Genomic DNA, 20,297 nt, shown 5'->3' with positions numbered 1-20,297 from the left:
ATATGCTGATATCAAGATGCCTTGAACCTGGCAAGCCAGCCATCTGCCTGTTACTGATACTGGTGGCCACATCGGCGCTCGGCACCCCCGCACCATACACATTGCTGGGTCGCACCGGGCCGGTGGCGATATCACCGCAACTGAGCCACCATCAGCAGCGCTGGCTGGCCCAGCGCCACGAGCTGGTCCTTGGTACCTCGGCCCCCGATTACCCGCCGTTCGACATCAGCGTTTCAGGCCGTGACTACGAAGGGATCAGCGCCGACTACGCCAGCGTCATCTCCCAGGCGCTCAACGTGCCGGTCCGGACCCTGCGCTTCGAAAGCCGCAGCGCAGCCATCGACGCACTTAAACAGGGACGTATCGACCTGCTGGGCAGCGCCAATCGCTTCGAGGCCATTGACAGCGGCATCAGCCTGTCGCAGCCCTACGCAACGGATCAGCCGGTGCTGGTCACCCACAGCGACGATACCCGGCCACTGAGCGCCGGCCTTGCGGGCCTGCGCCTGAGCATGGTCTACCACTATCTGCCACCCGACGAGGTCCAGATCCAGTACCCGGGCGCAATACTGCAGACCTACCCGTCGTTTCGCAGTGCCATCAACGCCGTGGCGTTCGGTCAGGCCGATGTGTTCCTCGGCGACACCATCTCTACCCGCTACGTGATCAACCACGGTTATCTCAATAACATCCGCATGGCGCGCTTCGGCAAACACGAAGCCAGTGGCTTTGGTTTTGCCGTGCGCCACGACAACCCCGACCTGCTGGAGATTCTCAACAGCACACTGCGGGCCATCCCAAGCGAAACACGCAACGACATCGCGCGCCGCTGGAACGCCGCAGACGACCTGTCGCCGTCAGACCAGAGCCTGCAACTGAGCGCAGCCGAACACGCCTGGATCAGCCAACACCCAAGACTGCGCGTCGTTGTGGACCCTGCCAATGCGCCGCTGAGCTTCTTCGACAACACCGGCAACCTGCGTGGCGTCAGCGCCGATGTGCTGGACCTGCTGCGCCTGCGCACTGGTCTGCAGTTCGACATTCGCCCGGCCAGCAGCGCGCAAGACATGGCCCAGCAACTGGCCCGTGATGAAGCTGACCTGATCGGTGCTCTGCTGCCGGACCGAGCGCTGGGCGAACAACTGACTTACAGCCGCCCGTACCTGGACAACGCGTTTGTACTGGTCACCCGGCTGGGTGAGAATCAGCCGACCCTGTTGCAGCAACTGAGCGGCAAACGCCTCGCCGTCGCCGGCGCCGACACCCTGCAAGCCTGGCTCGCCCAGCACCATCCGCTGATTGAACAGACGCCCTTCGACAGCGCACACCAGGCCCTGACACTGCTGATGCGCGGCCAGGTCGAAGGGGTAGTCATGCCGCTGCTCAGCGCCAATTACCTGCTATCGGCACCCGAATTCGAAAATCGCCTGCATATCACGGCCACCGCCGGTGAAACCCCGGCCCTGATCACCCTGGCCAGCCGCAACAACAACCCGGAACTCGCCGCGATCATCAACAAGGCGCTGGTCAGCATCACGCCACAGGAAATGGCCAGCATCCACGATCGCTGGCGGACCTGGAGCAGCGCAGCCAGTCACCATGACTACCGGCCGCTGCTCTACCGCGTGCTGCTCGGCGCGGGCGTGACGCTTCTGGCGCTGCTGGCATGGAACGCCTGGATGCGCCGCCAGATCAGCCAGCGCAAAGCCGCCGAACGCGCGTTGAGCGATCAACTGCAGTTTATGGGCGCCATGCTCGACGGCACACCCCATCCGCTCTACGTTCGCGACCGCGAGGGTCGCCTGCGCCTGTGCAACGACAGCTATCTACAGACCTTTGCAACACAGCGCGACCAGGTCATCGGCCACACCGTCACCGAGGGCGTGCTGAGCGATCCGGACCAGGCACGGCAGTACGCCGAGGATTACCGCCAGGTGATGGCCAGCGGTACGCCGCTGATCAACGACCGGCCTCTGCACATCGGCCAGCGGCGCCTGACCATCTATCACTGGATCCTGCCATTTCACGACTCGCTCGGTGAGATACAAGGCATCATCGGTGGCTGGATTGATATCAGCGAGCGGCGCCAGTTGCTCGAAGACCTGCAGGCCGCCAAAGACAGCGCCGATAACGCCAACCGGGCGAAAAGCACCTTCCTGGCGACCATGAGCCATGAAATCCGCACCCCGATGAACGCCGTGATCGGCATGCTTGAACTGGCCCTCAAGCGCGCTGATCAAGGACAACTGGAACGCTCGGCCATCGAGGTGGCCTACAGTTCGGCCAATGACCTGCTGGAACTGATCGGCGACATTCTCGATATCGCGCGTATCGAGGCCGGGCAATTGAGCCTCAACCCTGAACGCGCCCGCCTGCGCCTGCTCAGCGGCGCGGTGGTGCGCATGTTCGAAGGCCTGGCGCAACAGAAAAACCTTGCACTGAAACTTGAATTCGACAGCCGGCTCGACGTTGACGTGCTGATTGACCCGTTGCGCTTCAAGCAGGTTCTATCCAACCTGATCAGCAACGCAATCAAGTTCACCGCGACCGGCCAGGTGCGCGTCACGCTGCAAGCCGGCAAGCAATCGAGCCATGAACACCTGGATCTGAAACTGAGCGTTCAGGACAGCGGCATCGGCATCAGCGCCAGCGACCAGCAACGCCTGTTCGAACCCTTCGCCCAGGTTGAGAACAACGGACAAATGCCGCGCAGCGGCGCCGGCCTGGGCCTGGTCATTTGCCGCACGCTGTGCACCATGATGGGCGGCAAGCTGCACTTGCAAAGCCGTCCAGGGCAAGGCACCTGTGTGACCTTCGAACTGATGCTGGAGCGTCTGGCAACTGACCAACCCGCTGCGCAGGAGACGTCCGTCATATTGCCTGCCGTTTCGCCCCCAACACGTGCGCTGAACATTCTGGTGGTCGACGACCATCCGGCCAACCGGATGGTGCTGACCCAGCAGCTGGAGTTTCTCGGCCATCGCTGCCAGAGCGCAGAACATGGCAAGGTCGGCCTGCAGCTGTGGCAGCAAACCGATTTCGATCTGCTGATGGTCGACTGCAACATGCCAGTGATGAATGGCTATGAACTGACTGCTGCGATCCGCGATCAGGAGCTGCTTGAGCAACGCTTGCCGTGCATCATCTGGGGCTTCACCGCCAACGCTCAACCGGAAGAAATCCAGCGCTGCCGGGACGCCGGCATGGATGACTGCCTGTTCAAACCGATCGGCCTGGGCGTGCTGGGTGAGCGACTGGCAAGCCTTGCAGCGGCACCAGAGCACGGTGCCAGAGCGCTGCTGTTCGACCCGGGCAGCCTCGAAAAGCTGACCGCAGGACGCAACGAGATGACCCGGCGACTGCTGCGCCAGTTGCTCGACAGCAACCAGCAGGACCGTCAGGCGCTGATCGGCCTCGACCCGCATCACCAGCGCCCGGACCTCCAGGCCATGGCCCACCGGATCAAGGGCGCAGCGCGGATCATCTGTGCGACCCCCTTGGTCGAAGCCTGCGAAGCTCTGGAGCGGGCCTGCACCCCGGTCGCGGCAACAGGCCAAGTCAGAGCCTGCCAGCAGCATCTTGATGCCGTCATGCAGACGCTGGAAAAACAGCTGCAGGAGCAGTTGCGCAAAAGCTGAGCGATACCCCGGCCTGAACGGATACACCCTAAGGGCCTGAAAGGGGCCTCTAAAGACAACCAAGCGTTGTCATGGCTTAGCTGTTAGACTGCGCGGCGAAAATACTCAAGAGGATTGCTTCATGGCTACTAACCGCTCCCGTCGTCTGCGCAAGAAGCTCTGTGTGGATGAGTTCCAGGAACTGGGTTTTGAACTCAACCTGGAATTCAAGGAAGACCTGTCCGAAGAAGCAATCGACGCCTTCCTCGACGCCTTCCTGACCGAAGCCATGGACGCCAATGGCCTGGACTATGTCGGCGGTGACGACTACGGCCTGGTTTGCCTGGCCAACCGCGGCTCGGTCAACGAACAACAGCGCGCAGCCGTGGAAGCCTGGCTCAAGGCTCGCCCGGAGCCAACCAAGGTCGAAGTCAGCCCGCTGCTGGATGCCTGGTACCCGGACAAGCCGATCAACCCGGCGGCCTGATCCTTCAGGGTTGCCGAGCGCTGATCAACAAGCCATCCCTTGCGGATGGCTTTTTTGTGCCCAATCGACAGCCCGGCGAACAGCGGCAGGCTCTGGAATCGGCCTGTGCAGATGAAAATTCCCGGCGCAGCGCCCGAAGCCCGGCGCGCTTGGGGCATAATGCAAGCTTGTTGCCGCGCATGCTCACTACCTCTGCGCCTTTATTGTTCAGCGAGGGCTTTTTCACCCTTATCTGGCTTTTCATCTTTGCATCAGGGTTTTATTGATGATCAGATCCTTGCGCCCCTTGTTACTGGCCAGCGTTCTTCTGCCGTTCGCTTTCCAGGTCCATGCAGCACCGATCAACACCACCCTCCCGCCCAAGGTCCAGCAGGCGCTGAAAGCCAGCAAGCTGACCGACGACGCACTGTCGCTGGTGACCATACCACTCACCGGTCCCGGCACGCCCACCGTGTTCAATGCCGATGTGTCGGTCAACCCGGCCTCGACCATGAAACTGGTCACCACCTTCGCCGCCCTGGAAATCCTTGGCCCCACCCACCAATGGAAAACCGAATTCTTCACCGACGGCACCCTGAGCAACGGGGTCCTGCGCGGCAATCTGTACCTCAAAGGGGGTGGCGACCCCAAGCTGAACATGGAAAAGCTCTGGCTGCTGATGCGCGACCTGCGCGCCAATGGCGTACAGCAGGTCACCGGCGACCTGATCCTGGACCGCAGTCATTTTGTCCAGCCACAACTGCCCGTCTTCGATGATGACGGCGGCGACCACAGCAAGCCGTTTCTGGTCCGCCCTGACTCGCTGCTGGTCAACCTCAAGGCCCTGCGCTTCGTGACCCGCAACGACGACGGGCGCATTCTGGTGGCGGTAGAGCCGCCGATCGCCACGATCCGGATCGACAATCAGGTCAAGAACATCGCCGCCAAGCAGTGCGGCGACGATGTCCGTTACAACCCGGTGCCGCAGGCCGACGGTAGCCTGCTGGTGCAGGTGACCGGCCAGTTGGCCAAAGGCTGCAACTCTCAGACTTATCTGTCGCTGCTTGATCATCAGGCCTACGCGGCCGGGGCCGTGCGCGCGATCTGGCAAGAGCTGGGCGGCAGCATCCAGGGCGCTGACAAGGTCGGTAACGTGCCATCGGGTGCCAAGTTGCTGGCCCGGGCTTTTTCGCCGGATCTGGTGGAAGTGATCCGCGACATCAACAAATACAGCAACAACACCATGGCCCAGCAGTTGTTCCTGAGCCTCGGCCAGGAGTTCCGCACCAGCGCCGATGGCGATGACGCCAAGGCCGCGCAACGGGTGATTCGCCAGTGGCTGGCCAAAAAGGGCATCACCGCACCGCATCTGGTCATGGAAAATGGCTCTGGCCTGTCGCGGGCCGAGCGGGTCAGTGCCCGCGAAATGGCCGTCCTGCTGCAAGCCGCCTGGCGCAGTCCGTATGCCGCCGAGTTCACCAGCTCGATGCCGCTGGCCGGGATGGACGGGACCATGCGCAAACGCCTCAAACGCACACCGCTGCTGGGTGAGGCGCATATCAAGACCGGCACCCTGAACACCGTTCGAGCGATTGCCGGCTACAGCCGCGACAGCAACGGCAACACCTGGGCGGTGGTGGCGATCCTCAACGACCCGCGCCCGTTCGGCGCCTCATCGGTGCTCGACGAGGTGCTGGTCGATCTGTACCGCCAGCCCAAGCTGAACGCCCCCACCGTGTCGATCCAGCAGCCTTGAAGTTTCAGGGCTGCTCGGGCTGCACCCGGTCGCGGCCAGCCTGCTTGGCCGCGTAGACCCCCGAGTCGGCGCGCAGCAGCAAGGCGTCGGCGCCCTCGCCCCGACGCCAGCTGGCGATGCCGAAACTGGCCGTCACCTGGCCAACGGTGTCCAGCGGCTGACTGCGCATGCTCTGCCATAGCTGAGTCGCCAACTGGCCGGCTTCTTCTGGATTGGTCGACGGGCAAAGAATAATGAATTCTTCACCGCCCAACCGACAGAACACATCCTCGGCACGCACACGCTGGCTGATGCTGCGGCAGATCGCCTGCAACACCGCATCACCCACCGCGTGGCCATACTGGTCGTTGATGCGCTTGAAGTGGTCGATATCCATCATGATGACCGATAGCTGGCCGCCATGACGTGCAGTGCGGCGCAGTTCAGCCTGCAGGCGCTCCTGGAAGTAACGCCGGTTGTAGGCACCTGTGAGCACGTCGGTGATCGACAAGGCGCGCAATTCATCTTCGACGCGCTTCATGTCAGTGATATCGCTTAAAAAACCATGCCAGAGAATCCCGCCGTCAGGCAGCCGCTCCGGGGTCGCCTCGCCGCGTATCCAGCGGATTCCGCGTTCGGGCAGGTTCAGGCGAAACTCGTCGCGCCACGGCTTGCACTGTTCGGTACTGGCGGCCATCACGCGCATGACCCGCGGCTTGTCTTCCACGTAGGTACGCTCGAACACCAGCGACGCATCGGCGACAATTTGCGCCTCGGTCAGCTCATACAGGCGGCACATCCCCACGCTGATGTAATTGAACTGCGGACTGCCATCGGCCGAGCGCTGGAACTGGTAGATACCGCCCGGCACCTGGGAGCCAAGGCGCTCAAGCAAGCGATCACGGGCCGCCAGGGCCTCGTGAATCTGCTTGCGCTCGGTGACATCGATACACACCGCCAGGTAACCGATCCATTGATCCTGGTCGTCGCGCACCGCCGTCACCAGCATATTGACCGTCAGGGTGCTGCCATCGCTGCGCCGGAATGTCCACTCGCGGGCCGGATGGCTATCGGGCTCGGCGGCCTCCAGCAGCATGGCCTGCTCGGGCATGACCTCGCGCCGGTAACGCTCACTGAGCCGGGCCGCGTGGGCGTGCAATTCGGCCGGGTCATGCAGGTCGCTGATATTGACCCTGCCCAACACCTGCGCCTCGTGGTAATCGAGCATTTTCTGCGCGCCAACGTTGAAGGTGCTGATCAGCCCGTTGAGATCGGTGGCAATGATCGCGACCTCCGTCGAGGCATCGAGCACGTTGCGCAACTGACCGTGGGTAATGCGCAGCTGTTGTTCACGCAGACGCAACTGGGCAGTGCGCTGGTCGACCAGCAGCAGCGCCCGCTGGCGCTGGCCGATCAGGCTGAACAGCAAGGCGCTGAGCATCAGGCTCAACAGCCCGCCCAACACCGCGACACTGCCGGCCATGGACTGGTTGTTTTGCAGAAATGACTCGGTTGGCCGCACCTCAAGCAGGTAGTCGCGATCGCCCAGACTGAGCAGGGTACTGACCCGCAAATCGGCCTGGGCCGGCTGCACCTGGGACTGGTACAGCAACTCGGGCTCAGCGGGCGAACTGAGGTCCAGCATCGTCACCGCCAGATTATCCTGGGTCGGCAGGCCTTCGTTCATCAACTCGCCGACGCTGATGACCGCCATCACGTAGCCACGCAACGCAGCACTGCCCGCATCACGATTGTGCGTGGCAAAAACCGGTGCAACCAGCAGCACGCCGTAGGCGTAATCCTGTTCCAGCCCCACCAGTTCGATGCGCGGTGTCGCGGCAATCGAGCCAAGCATCCGCGCACGCTCCAGGGTCTGGTGGCGCAGGGTTTCGGAATTGATGTCAAAGCCGTACGGCAGCGACAGCGAACTCATTGACTGAGTGAACAGCACCGGAAAGTACTCTTCGCGTTGCCCGGCCACTTGCAGTTGTCCATCAGGGCCTTTTTCGCGGATGGCGAAGTCGGCAAGTTCCTCCTCACGGCGCATTTTGGCTTCGAAGTCGGCTCTCTCTGCATTGGTAACCCGCGGGCTCCAGGAATAGGCACGAGTGCCATCGAGCAGAGCCGAGCTGAAACCATTGTATTCGTGACGCGAGACCTCCTCGGAATACAGAAAGAACCGCCGCAAGCTGTCGAGCCGGCTGATCTGGCTGTCGAGACGTTCCTGAATACGGACAAAACGCTCGCTGGCCAACAGGTCGAAGCGCTGCCGCAACTGGCGCTGATATAACTCGTAGTTGCTCAGCGCCAGCAATGCGGTGAGGGCCAGCCCGGCCATCAGTACCAGGCTGGCTACCAACCATGCCGATGCCTGTTCGCTGATGAAACCGAGGATTCTGGGTCTGGATTGTTTTGCAGCCATACTCACGACTCGTGACGCCAACAAGGCTGTGACGTCAAGCTGGCCGTGCTTCCCTTATAGCTATTCGCCATTAATTTGCCTAGCCCATGAAAGACATAACTTGGACAAATCGAGCCATCCCCGAACCGGTTGCCGGGGATGGCCAGAGCATCCTGCTCCTGTATTGCTTCAGCTGTGAGCATAGCGGCGCTGGCTGATCGGTCATGCCTGGCGTGGAGTGATTTTCCAGGCGCGGTGGATCCGGTCATTGCGGGCGAAGTCAGGATCAATGGTCTGCGCCGAAATATCCTGCACGCTGTAGCGCTGGGCAATGTGCTCATCGAGCACGAACTTGCGGAAGTTGTTGGAGAAATACAGCACCCCACCCGGCGCCAGCCTGGCCATGGCCAGATCGATCAGTTCTGCCTGATCGCGCTGCACATCGAACACCCCTTCCATGCGCTTGGAGTTGGAGAAGGTCGGCGGGTCGATGAAGATCAGCTCGTACTCTTCCCGGCACTCACGCAACCAGTTCATCACATCACCCTGCTCCAGGCGGTTCTTGTCGGAAAAACCGTTGAGCGACAGGTTACGCCGTGCCCAGTCCAGATAAGTGCGCGACAGATCGACGCTGGTGGTGCTGCGCGCACCGCCCTTGGCCGCATGCACACTGGCCGTGGCGGTATAGCAGAACAGGTTGAGAAACCGCTTGCCCTCGGCCTCGCGCTGAATACGCAGGCGGATCGGCCGATGGTCGAGGAACAACCCGGTATCCAGGTAATCGGTCAGGTTGACCAACAACCTTACGCCGCCCTCGTTGACTTCCAGGAACTGGCCCTGGGCCGATTGACGCTCGTACTGACGAGTGCCGCTCTGGCGTTCACGGCGCTTGACCACTACCCGGCTCTTGTCGATACCCAAGGTCTGCGGAATCGCCGCCAGCGCGTCAAAAAGGCGCGCCGACGCCTTTTCAGGGTCTATCGACTTGGGCGCCGCGTACTCTTGAACATGCACCCAATCGCGATACAGATCGACCGCCAGGGCATACTCAGGCATATCCGCGTCATACACCCGATAGCACTCGACCGCCTCACGGCGTGCCCACTTGCCCAGTTGCTTGAGGTTTTTCTGCAGACGGTTGGCGAACATCTGCCCGCCCTCGCTCAGGCGTGCCTGCTCGACCGCGGCCGGCTTGCTTTCGTCGCGGGTTGGCGGGCGCTCGACGTCGGCCTGGCGCTGCTCGGGGCTGCGCCGCTCGCCGGTAACGAACTGATCGGGCTGCACCTTGAGCAGCAGCAGCTTGCACGGCAAGGCGCCGTTCCAGAACGCATATTGCTTGTGGCTGCGGATCCCCATGCGCTTGCCCAGGTCCGGCGCGCCGGTGAACACTGCCGCCTCCCAGCCCATACATGCCTGGCGCAGACGCTCGCCCAGATTCTGGTAGAGATACAGCAGGCTGGCTTCGTCACCCAGCCGCTCACCGTAGGGCGGGTTGCAAATCACCAGGCCTTTCTGGTTCTGGTCGGTGCGCGGCTCGAACGTGCCGACTTCCCCCTGATAGACCTTGATCCAGTCGCTCAAACCGGCACGTTCGATGTTGTTGCGCGCCGGCTGGATCAGCCGCGGGTCAGCCTCGTAGCCACGAATCCACGACGCTGGCCGGGCCAACCCGGCTTCGGCACGCGCCAGTGCCTCGTCGTGCAGCTTGCGCCACAGCGCCGGTACATGGCCAAGCCAGGCCGAAAAGCCCCAGCGCTCGCGCTTGAGGTTGGGCGCGATGTCGGCAGCGATCATGCCCGCTTCGACCAGGAAGGTGCCCACCCCGCACATCGGGTCAGCCAGCGCCCCGCCTTCGGCGGCAATGCGCGGCCAGCCGGCCCGGATCAACACGGCCGCGGCGAGGTTTTCCTTGAGCGGTGCAGCGCCTTGCTGCAGTCGGTAGCCGCGCTGGTGCAGGCTGTGCCCGGACAAGTCCAGCGAGAGGATCGCCTGGCCACGGTCCAGGCGCAGGTGCACCCGCAGGTCCGGGTTGATCTTGTCCACCGAAGGGCGCAAGCCATCGCGGGTACGCAGCTTGTCGACGATCGCATCCTTGACCTTCAAGGCGCCGAAGTGGGTATTGTCGATGCCCGAGCCATGCCCGCTGAACTCCACGGCGATGCTGCCGTCAGCCTCCAGATGATCCTGCCAGTCGACGTGCAGCACCTGCTCGTACAGATCATCGGCATTGCTCATCGGGAAACGCTTGAGCACCAGCAGCACGCGGTTGGCCAGGCGCGACCACAGGCAGAGCCGGTAGGCGGTCTCCATGTCGGCAGTGCCGCGAATGGCACTGGTGTGTTCCCGGGTTTCTTCAAGGCCCAACCCGCAGGCTTCTTCGGCCAGCAGGCCCTCAAGGCCCTTGGGACAGGTGAGGTAAAGTTCGTAGCGATCCGACATGTGTATTCCAGGGCCTGAGCCGTCAGCGGCGGGCAACGCATTGCCCGACCAGATTCAATACAGGCGCTTTTCAGCAAACGCCTGCGTGGCACATAACGTGTGCCGGTCCACCGTGTGAAGCGTTGTAGGCTTCAACGACAGTTATGCAAAAGGGGAAATATCGCCCCGTGCCAGTGAGCCCTAGTTTTGAGGACATATAAAGTCACATTCTTACCCTTCGTCGAATAATAACTAAAAGCATTCAGCCATTATGTCGCCCGGCCCGGTTTACCGTTGATCGACGCAACTCCTTGCGGGGGCAGGATTATTGACTGTTTCGCCGGTGAAACACAGGTGTTCTTATCGCTCATCAGTCCTAAATGTGACGTGCTTATGACAAATCGATCATTCACAGCCGTTAACGCATTGGTTAGAAATCTCTTCAGGCTGTCACCGCAACGGTGTCGGCACCACGCCCGTGACGCCGGCAGCGGGCAGACAAGGCAGAAGATTTCTGCCTAACCTCGACATGAGGTTCATGGACATTACATAGTCAACAGACGAGGGCAACACCCTATGAGAAGACTTAAGCGTGATCCGTTGGAAAGAGCATTTTTACGCGGATATCAATACGGCGTTAATGGTAAATCCCGTGAGCTTTGCCCATTTACTCTACCGTCAGTGCGTCAGGCATGGATCAATGGCTGGCGCGAAGGACGAGGCGACAACTGGGACGGTATGACCGGCACCGCGGGCATTCACAGACTCAACGAACTTCACGCAGTCGGATGAGGTAATTCCGACCAGTCAATCTGAAAATTTGTCTGACTTCTCGATCAACATCGTTACTGCCTCATCCGGCAGCGGGCCACAGGCTCAGGGGCTTCTTCATGAAGCCCCTTTTTATGTCCATGGTTACCGGCTCAGTGACGCGACAACGCGGCAATCGCATCCACCGACTCGCGAATCAACGCAGGTCCCTTGTAGATAAAGCCAGAGTAGATCTGCACCAGGCTGGCACCGGCCTGAATCTTCTCGGCTGCATGGCGGCCTTCGGTGATGCCGCCAGCGGCGATGATCGGCAGACGCCCGCCCAGTTCCCCCGCCAGAATCCGTACCGTATGGGTGCTCTTGTCGCGCACCGGTGCGCCTGACAGGCCACCGGCTTCAGCGGCATGCGCCAGGCCTTCGACGCCTTCGCGGCTCAGGGTGGTGTTGGTGGCAATGACCGCGTCCATCCCGGTTTCGAGCAAGGCCGCCGCAACCAGCGCGGTTTCTTCATCGCTCATGTCCGGCGCGATCTTGATCGCCAGTGGCACGCGCTTGCCGTATTGCTGGGTCAGCGCTTGCTGACGCATCTGCAGGGCTTCGAGCAACTGCTTGAGCGAATCACCGAATTGCAGGCTGCGCAGGCCCGGGGTGTTGGGCGAACTGACGTTGACGGTCACATAGCTGGCATGGTCGTAGACCTTGTCGAGGCAGATCAGGTAGTCGTCTACCGCGCGCTCGACCGGGGTGTCGAAGTTCTTGCCGATATTGATACCCAGCACACCACGGTATTTTGCGGCCTTGACCCGGCTGATCAGGTGATCGACGCCCAGGTTGTTGAAGCCCATGCGGTTGATGATGCCTTCAGCCTCGGGCAGGCGGAACAGACGCGGCTTGGGGTTGCCGGGCTGGGCCCGCGGGGTGATGGTGCCGATCTCGACAAAGCCGAAACCCAGCTGGGCAAAACCGTCGATGGCTGCGCCGTTCTTGTCAAGGCCGGCGGCCAGCCCTACCGGGTTGGCAAAGCTCAGGCCCATGACCGTCACCGGTGCCTGCGCAGGCGCCCTGCACAGCAAGCCGTTCAGGCCCAACCGGCCACCCGCACCGATCAGGTCCAGCGACAGGTCATGAGAGGTTTCCGGAGAAAGTTTGAAGAGTAACTGGCGGGCCAGGTTGTACATGGGCGGGCGGGCTCACAGGCGGCTGGAATCAGCCGGCGATTATAGCCGTCAGAGTGCCCGGCAGGCGAGAAATCCGCATCTCCGGGCGCTGGCACATGCCTTGCACCCCTCTTCGGATCACGCCACATGCAAGGCGGCGCCTTTTTTGATCGAAGCAAGTGTGAGCAGGCAAGACCGATGATCCCTCGAGCAAGCAACGCCCTGGACTGGGTGGCGGGCAGCGATGCCCCGGAAATGAACAGCATCGACATAGGCTTCATGGCCCTGACCGACTGCGCTTCGCTGGTCGTGGCCGCGACCCAGGGGTTCGCCCAACCTTACGGGCTGACCCTCAACCTGCACCGCCAACCGTCCTGGGCAAGCCTGCGCGACCGGTTGCTCAGCGGTCAGTTGCAGGCTGCCCACAGCCTTTACGGCCTGGTGTACGCCATGCAACTGGGGATCAGCGGCGGCGCGAGTGCCGACATGGCGATCCTGATGGGGCTGAACCAGAACGGCCAGTGCATCAACCTGTCCAGCGCGTTGCAGCAGGCTGGCGTGACCAGTCCTGAAGCACTGGAACAACGCGCGCACCATAATGGCGCACGCATGACCTTTGCCCAGACCTTCCCTACTGGCAACCATGCCATGTGGCTGTATTACTGGCTGGCAAGCCAAGGCATTCATCCACTGGCAGACGTCGACAGTGTGGTGGTGCCACCGGCGCAGATGGTCGAGCACCTCAAGGCCGGGCGGATCGATGGCTGTTGTGTCGGTGAGCCGTGGGGCGCCAGCGCGATCAAACAACAGCTGGGCTTCACCCTGGCCACCAGCCAGTCAATCTGGCCCGACCATCCCGGCAAAGTGCTGGGTTGCACCCAGGAATTCGCCGAGCGTAACCCCAACACCGCTCGCGCCCTGACCATGGCGGTGCTGGAAGCCAGCCGCTTCATCGAGCAGAGCGTCGAGAATCGCCGCAGCACCGCGCAATTGCTCAGCGATGCTGACTATCTGGATACCCCGGTGGACTGCATCGAGCCGCGCTTGCTCGGCCATTATGAAGATGGCCTGGGCAACAGCTGGCAAGACAGCCACCCGCTGAAGCTGTTCGGTAATGGCCAGGTGACCTTCCCCTGGCTGTCCGATGGCATGTGGTTCATGACCCAGTTCCGCCGCTGGGGCCTGCTGCGCGAGGACCCCGACTACCTGGCCATCGCCCGCCAGGTTCACCGCCTTGACCTGTACCGTCAGGCCGCCGAAGCGCTGGACATTGCCGTGCCGAACACGCAGATGCGCAGCAGCCAGTTGATCGACGGGCGGGTCTGGGACGGCAGCGATCCGGCCGCTTATGCCCGCAGCTTTGCCCTCCACGCCAGGGTCGATGGCAGCCCTGCCGTCGCCGCTTACTGAGAGGCAGCCGACCATGTTGCGTATCCTGCTGATCAATGACACGGCAAAAAAAGTCGGCCGCCTCAAGGCCGCGCTGAGCGAGGCCGGCTTCGAAGTGATCGATGAGTCGGGCCTGAGCATCGACCTGCCGGCGCGGGTCGACGCATTACGCCCGGACGTGATTCTGATCGACACTGAATCCCCCGGCCGCGACGTCATGGAACAAGTGGTGCTGGTCAGCCGCGATCAGCCGAGGCCGATCGTGATGTTCACCGACGAACACGACCCAGGCGTCATGCGCCAGGCGATCAAGTCCGGGGTCAGCGCCTATATCGTCGAGGGCATTGATGCCCCGCGCCTGCAACCGATCCTCGACGTGGCCATGGCCCGCTTCGAAAGCGACCAGGCACTGCGCGCCCAGCTACTGGCCCGCGACCAGCAGATGGCCGAACGCAAACGCATCGAGCAGGCCAAGGGCCTGCTGATGAAAATGAAGCACTGCAACGAAGAAGAGGCCTACACCCTGATGCGCCGCCAGGCCATGAGCCGCCAGCAAAAGCTGATTCAGGTCGCCGAACAGATCATCGCCATGAGCGAGATGCTGGGCTAAGAGCAGTTACGACCCGAAATGCACCATACCACCCGCCCGACGCGCTGCAATGGAGCGTTTAAGCATCCGTAGGAGCGGCTTGAGCCGCGAATAGCGCCGTCTGTGACCTTTGTTCGCGGCTCAAGCCGCTCCTGCCGGGTAATGCCGATCAGTTAAGGTCGGCGCGATCCTTGTGGGAGCGACCTTGGTCGCGAAAGGGCCAGTAAAACCGGCACATCTGCTGTGGATGCACCGCAGCATTCGCCAGCAGAGCTGCCTCCCACAAGACCGCGTTGTCCTTTACTGATCGGCATTACCGCTGTTCGCGGCTCAAGCCGCTCCTACCGGGCGTTCGTGGATTTGGCCCAGGTCTTGCAAACACCTCCATGCAGGTAGCCAACGGCGGTTGCCCCCTTACATACGACAAAGACGTCGCCCTCTCCCTTCGCTACGCAGCGAACCGAGATGCGGCGTCTTTTGCGTTCAGGGTGCCTTTAAAAACGTAGGCGAGGCAGTCAGCGCTAGGCGAAATCAGGCGAGAAAGCGGAGTTTACAGTTTGTAAATGAGCATTTTGAGCCTGATTTCAACAACGCGATGGCAACGCAGGTAGTTTTTAGAGGTGCCCTTGAGGCCCCGGTGACGGGGTTGGGTGAGCCGCCGGCTAATCGCGCACTCACCCCTGACAACTTCCACGTCGCGGCCAAGACCCTCGACGAACTCCTTCTGGCAGATGATGAGGTGTGCAATGGATACAAGTTTCTGGAAGGCCGGACATAAACCGACCCTTTTCGCAGCCTTTCTGTACTTCGACCTGAGCTTCATGGTCTGGTACCTGCTCGGCCCGCTGGCGGTGCAGATCGCCACTGACCTGCAATTGACCACCCAGCAACGCGGCCTGATGGTTGCCACGCCGATTCTGGCGGGTGCGGTGCTGCGCTTCGTGATGGGCATGCTGGCCGATCAACTGTCGCCCAAGACTGCCGGGATCATCGGCCAGGTGATCGTGATCGTCGCGCTGCTGTGTGCCTGGCAACTGGGCATTCATACCTATGAGCATGCGCTGTTACTGGGCCTGTTCCTGGGCATGGCCGGTGCATCGTTTGCCGTCGCGCTGCCGCTGGCCTCGCAGTGGTATCCGCCGCAGCATCAGGGCAAAGCCATGGGCATTGCCGGTGCCGGTAACTCTGGCACGGTGCTGGCCGCGCTGATCGCGCCGGTGCTGGCCGCCAGTTTCGGCTGGGGCAACGTGTTCGGCCTGGCGCTGATTCCGCTGGTGCTGACCCTGATCGCCTTCAGCCTGATGGCCCGCAACGCCCCGGAGCGCGCCAAAGCCAAGTCGATGGCCGACTACTTCAAGGCCCTCGGCGACCGTGACAGCTGGTGGTTCATGTTCTTCTACAGCGTGACCTTCGGCGGCTTCATCGGCCTGGCCAGCGCCCTGCCCGGCTACTTCAACGACCAGTACGGCCTGGACCCGATCACCGCCGGCTACTACACCGCTGCCTGCGTGTTCGGCGGCAGCCTGATGCGCCCATTGGGCGGTGCGCTGGCCGACCGTTTCGGCGGCATCCGCACGCTGACGGCGATGTACATGGTCGCGGCAATCGGCATTGCGGCAGTGGGCTTCAACCTGCCCAGCTCGGTCGCGGCGCTGGCGCTGTTCGTTACCGCCATGCTTGGCCTGGGCGCCGGTAATGGCGCGGTGTTCCAACTGGTGCCGCAGCGCTTTCGCAAGGAAATCGGCGTGATGACCGGCCTGATCGGCATGGCCGGCGGGATCGGCGGTTTCTTCCTGGCGGCCGGCCTTGGCAGCATCAAACAGAACACTGGCGAATACCAACTGGGTCTGTGGCTGTTCGCCGGGCTTGCCGTGCTGGCCTGGTTCGGTCTGCTCAACGTCAAGCGCCGCTGGCGCACCACCTGGGGTTCGGCAGCCGTGACCGCCGCCCGGGTATAAGCCACGCCATGCCCTTGCAATTGAGTTGTGCGCAGTTCAGCGCCAGCGGCCCGCGCAGCGAAAACCAGGACGCTTTGCGCCTGGTGACGCCAGTGCCGGCGCTGGCGGCCAGCAAGGGCCATTTGTTTGCCTTGGCCGACGGGGTCAGCCAGTGCGCCGATGGTGCACTGGCGGCTCAATCCACGCTTCAGGCACTGGCCCTGGACTACTATTCAACGCCGGAGACCTGGGGCATCACCCAATCGCTGGACCGTCTGCTGCTGGCGCAGAACCGCTGGCTGTTGGCCAACGGCCTGCTGACCACTCTGAGCGCGCTGGTGTTGCGCGGCCGGCGCTTTACCCTGGCCCACGTCGGCGACTGCCGGGTCTATCGCTGGCACGCGGGGACGCTGCAACGCATCAGCGAAGAGCATGTCTGGGAACAGCCGGACATGAACCACGTGCTCAAACGTGCGCTGGGTCTGGACCAGTACCTGGTGATGGATTATCTGGAAGGCGAACTGCGCGAAGGCGAGCGCCTGCTGCTGGTCAGCGATGGCGTGTGGGCGACCCTGGGCGACAACGGGATCCGTTCGATCCTGGCCGACCAAGAGCCATTGCAGGCGTGCGTCACCGCGCTGGTCAACAGTGCCCATCTGGCCGGCAGCCAGGACAATGCCAGCGCCTTGCTGATTCAGGTCGACAGCCTGGGCCATGATGACCTTGGCGACACCTTGCGCCAGTTGCAGCAATGGCCGCTGCCGCCGCAGCTCAAGCCCGGCCAGTCGTTCGAGGGCTGGCAGGTCGACAAGCTCGTGGCCCGTTCGCAGCAATCGCTGCTTTATCAGGTGCTGGATGACAATGGTCAGCCCTGGTTGCTCAAGACGCTGCCCGCCAGCCGCGCAGACGAAGACGGTGCCGGTCAGGCGCTGCTGCTGGAGGAGTGGTTCCTGCGGCGGGTGGCCGGTCGGCATTTTCCGGAAGTGGCGCCGTTACCGCAGCGCCAGCATCTGTATTACCTGATGCGCCGTTATCCGGGGCGCACGCTTGCGCAGTTGTTCAGCGTGACCGGCCCGTTGCCCTTGGGCCAGTGGCAGGATCTGGCGCTACGGCTGTTGCGCGCCAGCGGGTTGTTGCACCGGCGCAACATTATTCATCGGGATATCAAGCCGGACAATCTGCTGCTCGATGATGACGGTGAGTTGCGGCTGCTGGATTTCGGCCTGGCGTTTTGTCCGGGGCTGTCGACGCAGGTGCCCGGTGAGTTGCCGGGCACGCCGAGTTTTCTGGCGCCGGAGGCGTTTCAGGGCGCAGCGCCCTCAGCGCGTCAGGATCTGTATGCGGTGGGGGTGACGCTGTATTACTTGCTGACCGGGCAGTATCCCTATGGTGAGGTGGAGGCGTTTCAGCAGCCGCGTTTTGCCAGTCCGGTGCCGGCGAGCCGGTATCGGCCGGATGTGCCGGATTGGCTGGAGCGCAATCTGGGCAAGGCACTGGCGGCGGATCCGCAGCAGCGTTATGAGACGGCTGAGCAGTGGTTGCTGGAGCTGGAACAGGGTGAGCAGCAGGTGATGACGGTACGGCCCCGACCGTTGCTGGAGCGCGAGCCGTTGAAGGTCTGGCGGACCCTGGCGCTGGTGTCGCTGTTGGGCAATCTGCTGCTGGCGATTGTGCTGTTGCATGGGTGAAGGCCTTTCGTTTTGTACACAGATCATTGCCGCGGTTGTCTGAACTGCGGGTTCCGCCCCTACGGGCGGGTTCCTTTGGCTTGTCAAAGGAACCAAATCGCTAGCTCCTGGCTTGGGTCCGCCCTGCGGGCGAACTACCCTCCGTCCGGCATCGATTCGGGGGCCGGCGCGATGGGCATCCCTGCCCAGCGCACCTGAAACCGGCTTCCCTGCCGGTTTCTCCCCCGAATCGACGCCTACCCTCGGCCAGCGCCCAAGTCGCGATTCGTGTCGTCTGTGCTATCTCGGCTCGAAGATCAAAATCACCAGCAACGGCAACGGCAACGGCGAATCAAAGCCGTACGCGGCTTTCTTTGGAATGCGGTCTTGCAGGCGCCGCGAGTCGCGACGTTTGGCGCTGGCCGAGTGGAGGTGTCGATTTGGTGGGGAAACCGACATGGATGTCGGTTTCAGGTGCGCTGGGCAGGACGCCCATCGCGCCGACCGCCAAATCGGCACCGGAGAGAGGGTACTCCGCCGCAAGGCGGGGCCAAGCCTGTCGCAATGGTTTCCCCCCTTTGCCGAAACAAAGGGGGTCGTCCGCCAGGACGAAACAGGGCGGCCTGATGAACACCACAGAAACCAACAGAGAGCACTCAAAGATCCAAAGACGCCCCGCATCCGTGCACGGCGCCTCAAGCCGGTGCAGCCATACAGACCAATACTCCAGAAAGCCCCCGATTTACCGGCCAACGCACACATGGCACGCCCCCTGCATTAACCTGAACAACACACACATTACGTGCGGTCTTCAATGGCGAAGGCGGCATTTCCCGGTTTACGGGAGCGGACAAAGGCGTCCTCGTCAGGCTACTGGCGAGGGCGCTTTTTTGTTTGCGATGGATTCATACGCATTCAGGCGGTAACCCGGAGGCCCGATGAAAAAACTCAAACTGGTGATGATCGGTAATGGCATGGCCGGGGTTCGGACGCTTGAGGAACTGCTCAAGCTCAGTGACGAGCTGTATGACATCACGGTCTTCGGCGCCGAGCCGCATCCCAATTACAACCGCATCATGCTGTCACCGGTGCTGGCCGGCGAGCAGGACTTCACCGACATCGTGCTCAATGACCTGGACTGGTACAGCCGTCACGGCATCAACCTGCTGTTGGGCCGGCGGGTGGTGAAGATCGACCGGGTCAAGCGCCGGGTGATTGCCGACGACGGCACTGAAGCCGCTTATGACCGGTTGCTGATCGCCACCGGCTCCCGGCCCTACCGGCTGCCGATTCCTGGCAACGAGCTGGACGGGGTGATCGGCTACCGCGATATCGCCGACACTCAGCAGATGATCGACACTGCCAATACCCATCGCCGCGCGGTGATCATCGGTGGCGGCCTGCTGGGCCTGGAAGCGGCCAATGGCCTGGCCATGCGCGGCATGCAGGTGACCGTCGTGCACCACGGCAAGAGCCTGCTGGAGCGGCAACTGGACAAGACCAGCGGCGACTTGCTGCAAAAAGCGCTGGAGCAACGCAACCTGACCTTCTGCCTCAACGCCCACACCGCCGAGTTGCTGGGCGACGAGCAGGGACGGGTTCGTGAAGTGTGCTTCACCGATGGCAGCCGGGTGGCAGCCGATCTGGTGGTGATGGCCGCCGGCATCCGCCCGGAAACATCGCTGGCCGAACAGGCCGGGCTGCCGTGTGACCGCGGGATTCTGGTCAATGACACCTTGCAGACCTTCGACCCGCGCATTTACGCCATCGGCGAGTGCGTCAGCCATCGCGGCATCGCCTACGGCCTGGTCGCACCGCTGTTCGAACAGGCCAGGGTCTGTGCCAATCATCTGGCCCAGCTGGGTTTTGCCCGCTATCAGGGTTCGGTGACTTCAGCCAAGCTCAAGGTGACGGGCATTGACCTGTTTTCCGCCGGCGACTTTCTCGGTGGCGAAGGCACCGAAAGCATCACCTACTCAGACCCGATCAGCGGGGTCTACAAAAAGCTGGTGATCAAGGACGACATGCTGGTCGGTGCCTGCCTGTACGGCGACACCTGCGATGGCAGTTGGTACATGGAGCAGATCCGTACCAACAGCCGGATCGAGTCGATCCGTCAGCACCTGATGTTTGGTGAACAGGCGATGCAG

The 20,297-nt window shown here is 62.3% G+C and carries 11 protein-coding genes and 1 pseudogene; 9 read left to right on the top strand and 3 right to left on the bottom strand.

The features are described from left to right. Nucleotides 1-2 precede the first annotated feature (2 nt). From NJC38_RS01490 to dacB, 3 genes are all read left to right on the top strand, one after another. Entirely contained in the window at nucleotides 3-3,638 is a 3,636-nt protein-coding gene (locus NJC38_RS01490) for a transporter substrate-binding domain-containing protein (protein WP_253110631.1), read from the top strand. Between the two features lie 121 nt (nucleotides 3,639-3,759). Beyond that, nucleotides 3,760-4,104: a YggL family protein gene (locus tag NJC38_RS01485; protein ID WP_253110629.1), complete on the top strand. Its 345-nt coding sequence runs from the start codon at nucleotides 3,760-3,762 to the stop codon at nucleotides 4,102-4,104. 265 nt (nucleotides 4,105-4,369) lie between these two features. Beyond that, a complete protein-coding gene (gene dacB / locus NJC38_RS01480) occupies nucleotides 4,370-5,839 on the top strand; it encodes a D-alanyl-D-alanine carboxypeptidase/D-alanyl-D-alanine-endopeptidase (RefSeq protein WP_253110626.1) in 1,470 nt (489 codons plus the stop codon). A 4-nt stretch (nucleotides 5,840-5,843) separates the two neighbouring features. Here dacB and NJC38_RS01475 read toward each other — a convergent pair whose 3' ends face one another. After that, nucleotides 5,844-8,240 carry a diguanylate cyclase gene (locus NJC38_RS01475; RefSeq protein WP_253110623.1) on the bottom strand — a complete coding sequence of 799 codons (2,397 nt, stop codon included), beginning with the start codon at nucleotides 8,238-8,240 and terminating at the stop codon, nucleotides 5,844-5,846. 201 nt (nucleotides 8,241-8,441) lie between these two features. Then, the gene (gene rlmKL, locus NJC38_RS01470; RefSeq protein WP_045490228.1) at nucleotides 8,442-10,658 is read right to left on the bottom strand and encodes a bifunctional 23S rRNA (guanine(2069)-N(7))-methyltransferase RlmK/23S rRNA (guanine(2445)-N(2))-methyltransferase RlmL; all 2,217 of its coding nucleotides are present in this window, start codon (nucleotides 10,656-10,658) and stop codon (nucleotides 8,442-8,444) included. 555 nt (nucleotides 10,659-11,213) lie between these two features. On the opposite strand from rlmKL, the gene NJC38_RS01465 reads away from it, so the two are divergent. Next, nucleotides 11,214-11,429 carry a ribosome modulation factor gene (locus tag NJC38_RS01465; RefSeq protein ID WP_010448881.1) on the top strand — a complete coding sequence of 72 codons (216 nt, stop codon included), beginning with the start codon at nucleotides 11,214-11,216 and terminating at the stop codon, nucleotides 11,427-11,429. Nucleotides 11,430-11,560: 131 nt separating this feature from the next. On the opposite strand, the gene NJC38_RS01460 is transcribed toward NJC38_RS01465, so the two are convergent. Continuing rightward, nucleotides 11,561-12,586: a quinone-dependent dihydroorotate dehydrogenase gene (locus tag NJC38_RS01460; protein WP_253110621.1), complete on the bottom strand. Its 1,026-nt coding sequence runs from the start codon at nucleotides 12,584-12,586 to the stop codon at nucleotides 11,561-11,563. Between the two features lie 177 nt (nucleotides 12,587-12,763). Here NJC38_RS01460 and NJC38_RS01455 point away from each other — a divergent pair, with 177 nt between their 5' ends. The 5 genes and pseudogenes from NJC38_RS01455 to NJC38_RS01435 form a co-directional block, all read left to right on the top strand. Further along, nucleotides 12,764-13,975, top strand: a complete 1,212-nt coding sequence (locus tag NJC38_RS01455; RefSeq protein ID WP_253110618.1) for a CmpA/NrtA family ABC transporter substrate-binding protein — start codon at nucleotides 12,764-12,766, stop codon at nucleotides 13,973-13,975. A 13-nt stretch (nucleotides 13,976-13,988) separates the two neighbouring features. After that, complete coding sequence (locus NJC38_RS01450) at nucleotides 13,989-14,564, top strand: ANTAR domain-containing protein (protein WP_253110616.1); 576 nt, start codon at nucleotides 13,989-13,991, stop codon at nucleotides 14,562-14,564. 725 nt (nucleotides 14,565-15,289) lie between these two features. Next, nucleotides 15,290-16,501: a nitrate/nitrite transporter gene (locus tag NJC38_RS01445; RefSeq protein WP_045490216.1), complete on the top strand. Its 1,212-nt coding sequence runs from the start codon at nucleotides 15,290-15,292 to the stop codon at nucleotides 16,499-16,501. A gap of 8 nt (nucleotides 16,502-16,509) precedes the next feature. Next, nucleotides 16,510-18,168 (top strand): bifunctional protein-serine/threonine kinase/phosphatase, encoded by a 1,659-nt coding sequence (locus NJC38_RS01440; RefSeq protein WP_253110613.1) that lies wholly within the window; start codon nucleotides 16,510-16,512, stop codon nucleotides 18,166-18,168. Between the two features lie 917 nt (nucleotides 18,169-19,085). Beyond that, nucleotides 19,086-20,294: pseudogene (locus tag NJC38_RS01435) on the top strand (FAD-dependent oxidoreductase); the annotation flags it as partial. Between the last annotated feature and the right edge of the window lie 3 nt (nucleotides 20,295-20,297).

It is taken from the genome of Pseudomonas sp. 21LCFQ010, from assembly GCF_024129905.1.
Classification (GTDB): Bacteria; Pseudomonadota; Gammaproteobacteria; order Pseudomonadales; family Pseudomonadaceae; genus Aquipseudomonas.
The sequence above is the reverse complement of the archived record's forward strand: the minus strand, read 5'-3'. Positions and strand labels throughout refer to the sequence as shown.

Excerpts from the sequence above, each read along its gene's own strand:
- NJC38_RS01490 (WP_253110631.1), top strand. The coding sequence starts at position 3 with ATGCTGATATCAAGATGCCTTGAACCTGGCAAGCCAGCCATCTGCCTG.
- NJC38_RS01485 (WP_253110629.1), top strand. The coding sequence starts at position 3,760 with ATGGCTACTAACCGCTCCCGTCGTCTGCGCAAGAAGCTCTGTGTGGAT.
- dacB (WP_253110626.1), top strand. The coding sequence starts at position 4,370 with ATGATCAGATCCTTGCGCCCCTTGTTACTGGCCAGCGTTCTTCTGCCG.
- NJC38_RS01475 (WP_253110623.1), bottom strand. The coding sequence starts at position 8,240 with ATGGCTGCAAAACAATCCAGACCCAGAATCCTCGGTTTCATCAGCGAA.
- rlmKL (WP_045490228.1), bottom strand. The coding sequence starts at position 10,658 with ATGTCGGATCGCTACGAACTTTACCTCACCTGTCCCAAGGGCCTTGAG.
- NJC38_RS01465 (WP_010448881.1), top strand. The coding sequence starts at position 11,214 with ATGAGAAGACTTAAGCGTGATCCGTTGGAAAGAGCATTTTTACGCGGA.
- NJC38_RS01460 (WP_253110621.1), bottom strand. The coding sequence starts at position 12,586 with ATGTACAACCTGGCCCGCCAGTTACTCTTCAAACTTTCTCCGGAAACC.
- NJC38_RS01455 (WP_253110618.1), top strand. The coding sequence starts at position 12,764 with ATGATCCCTCGAGCAAGCAACGCCCTGGACTGGGTGGCGGGCAGCGAT.
- NJC38_RS01450 (WP_253110616.1), top strand. The coding sequence starts at position 13,989 with ATGTTGCGTATCCTGCTGATCAATGACACGGCAAAAAAAGTCGGCCGC.
- NJC38_RS01445 (WP_045490216.1), top strand. The coding sequence starts at position 15,290 with ATGGATACAAGTTTCTGGAAGGCCGGACATAAACCGACCCTTTTCGCA.
- NJC38_RS01440 (WP_253110613.1), top strand. The coding sequence starts at position 16,510 with ATGCCCTTGCAATTGAGTTGTGCGCAGTTCAGCGCCAGCGGCCCGCGC.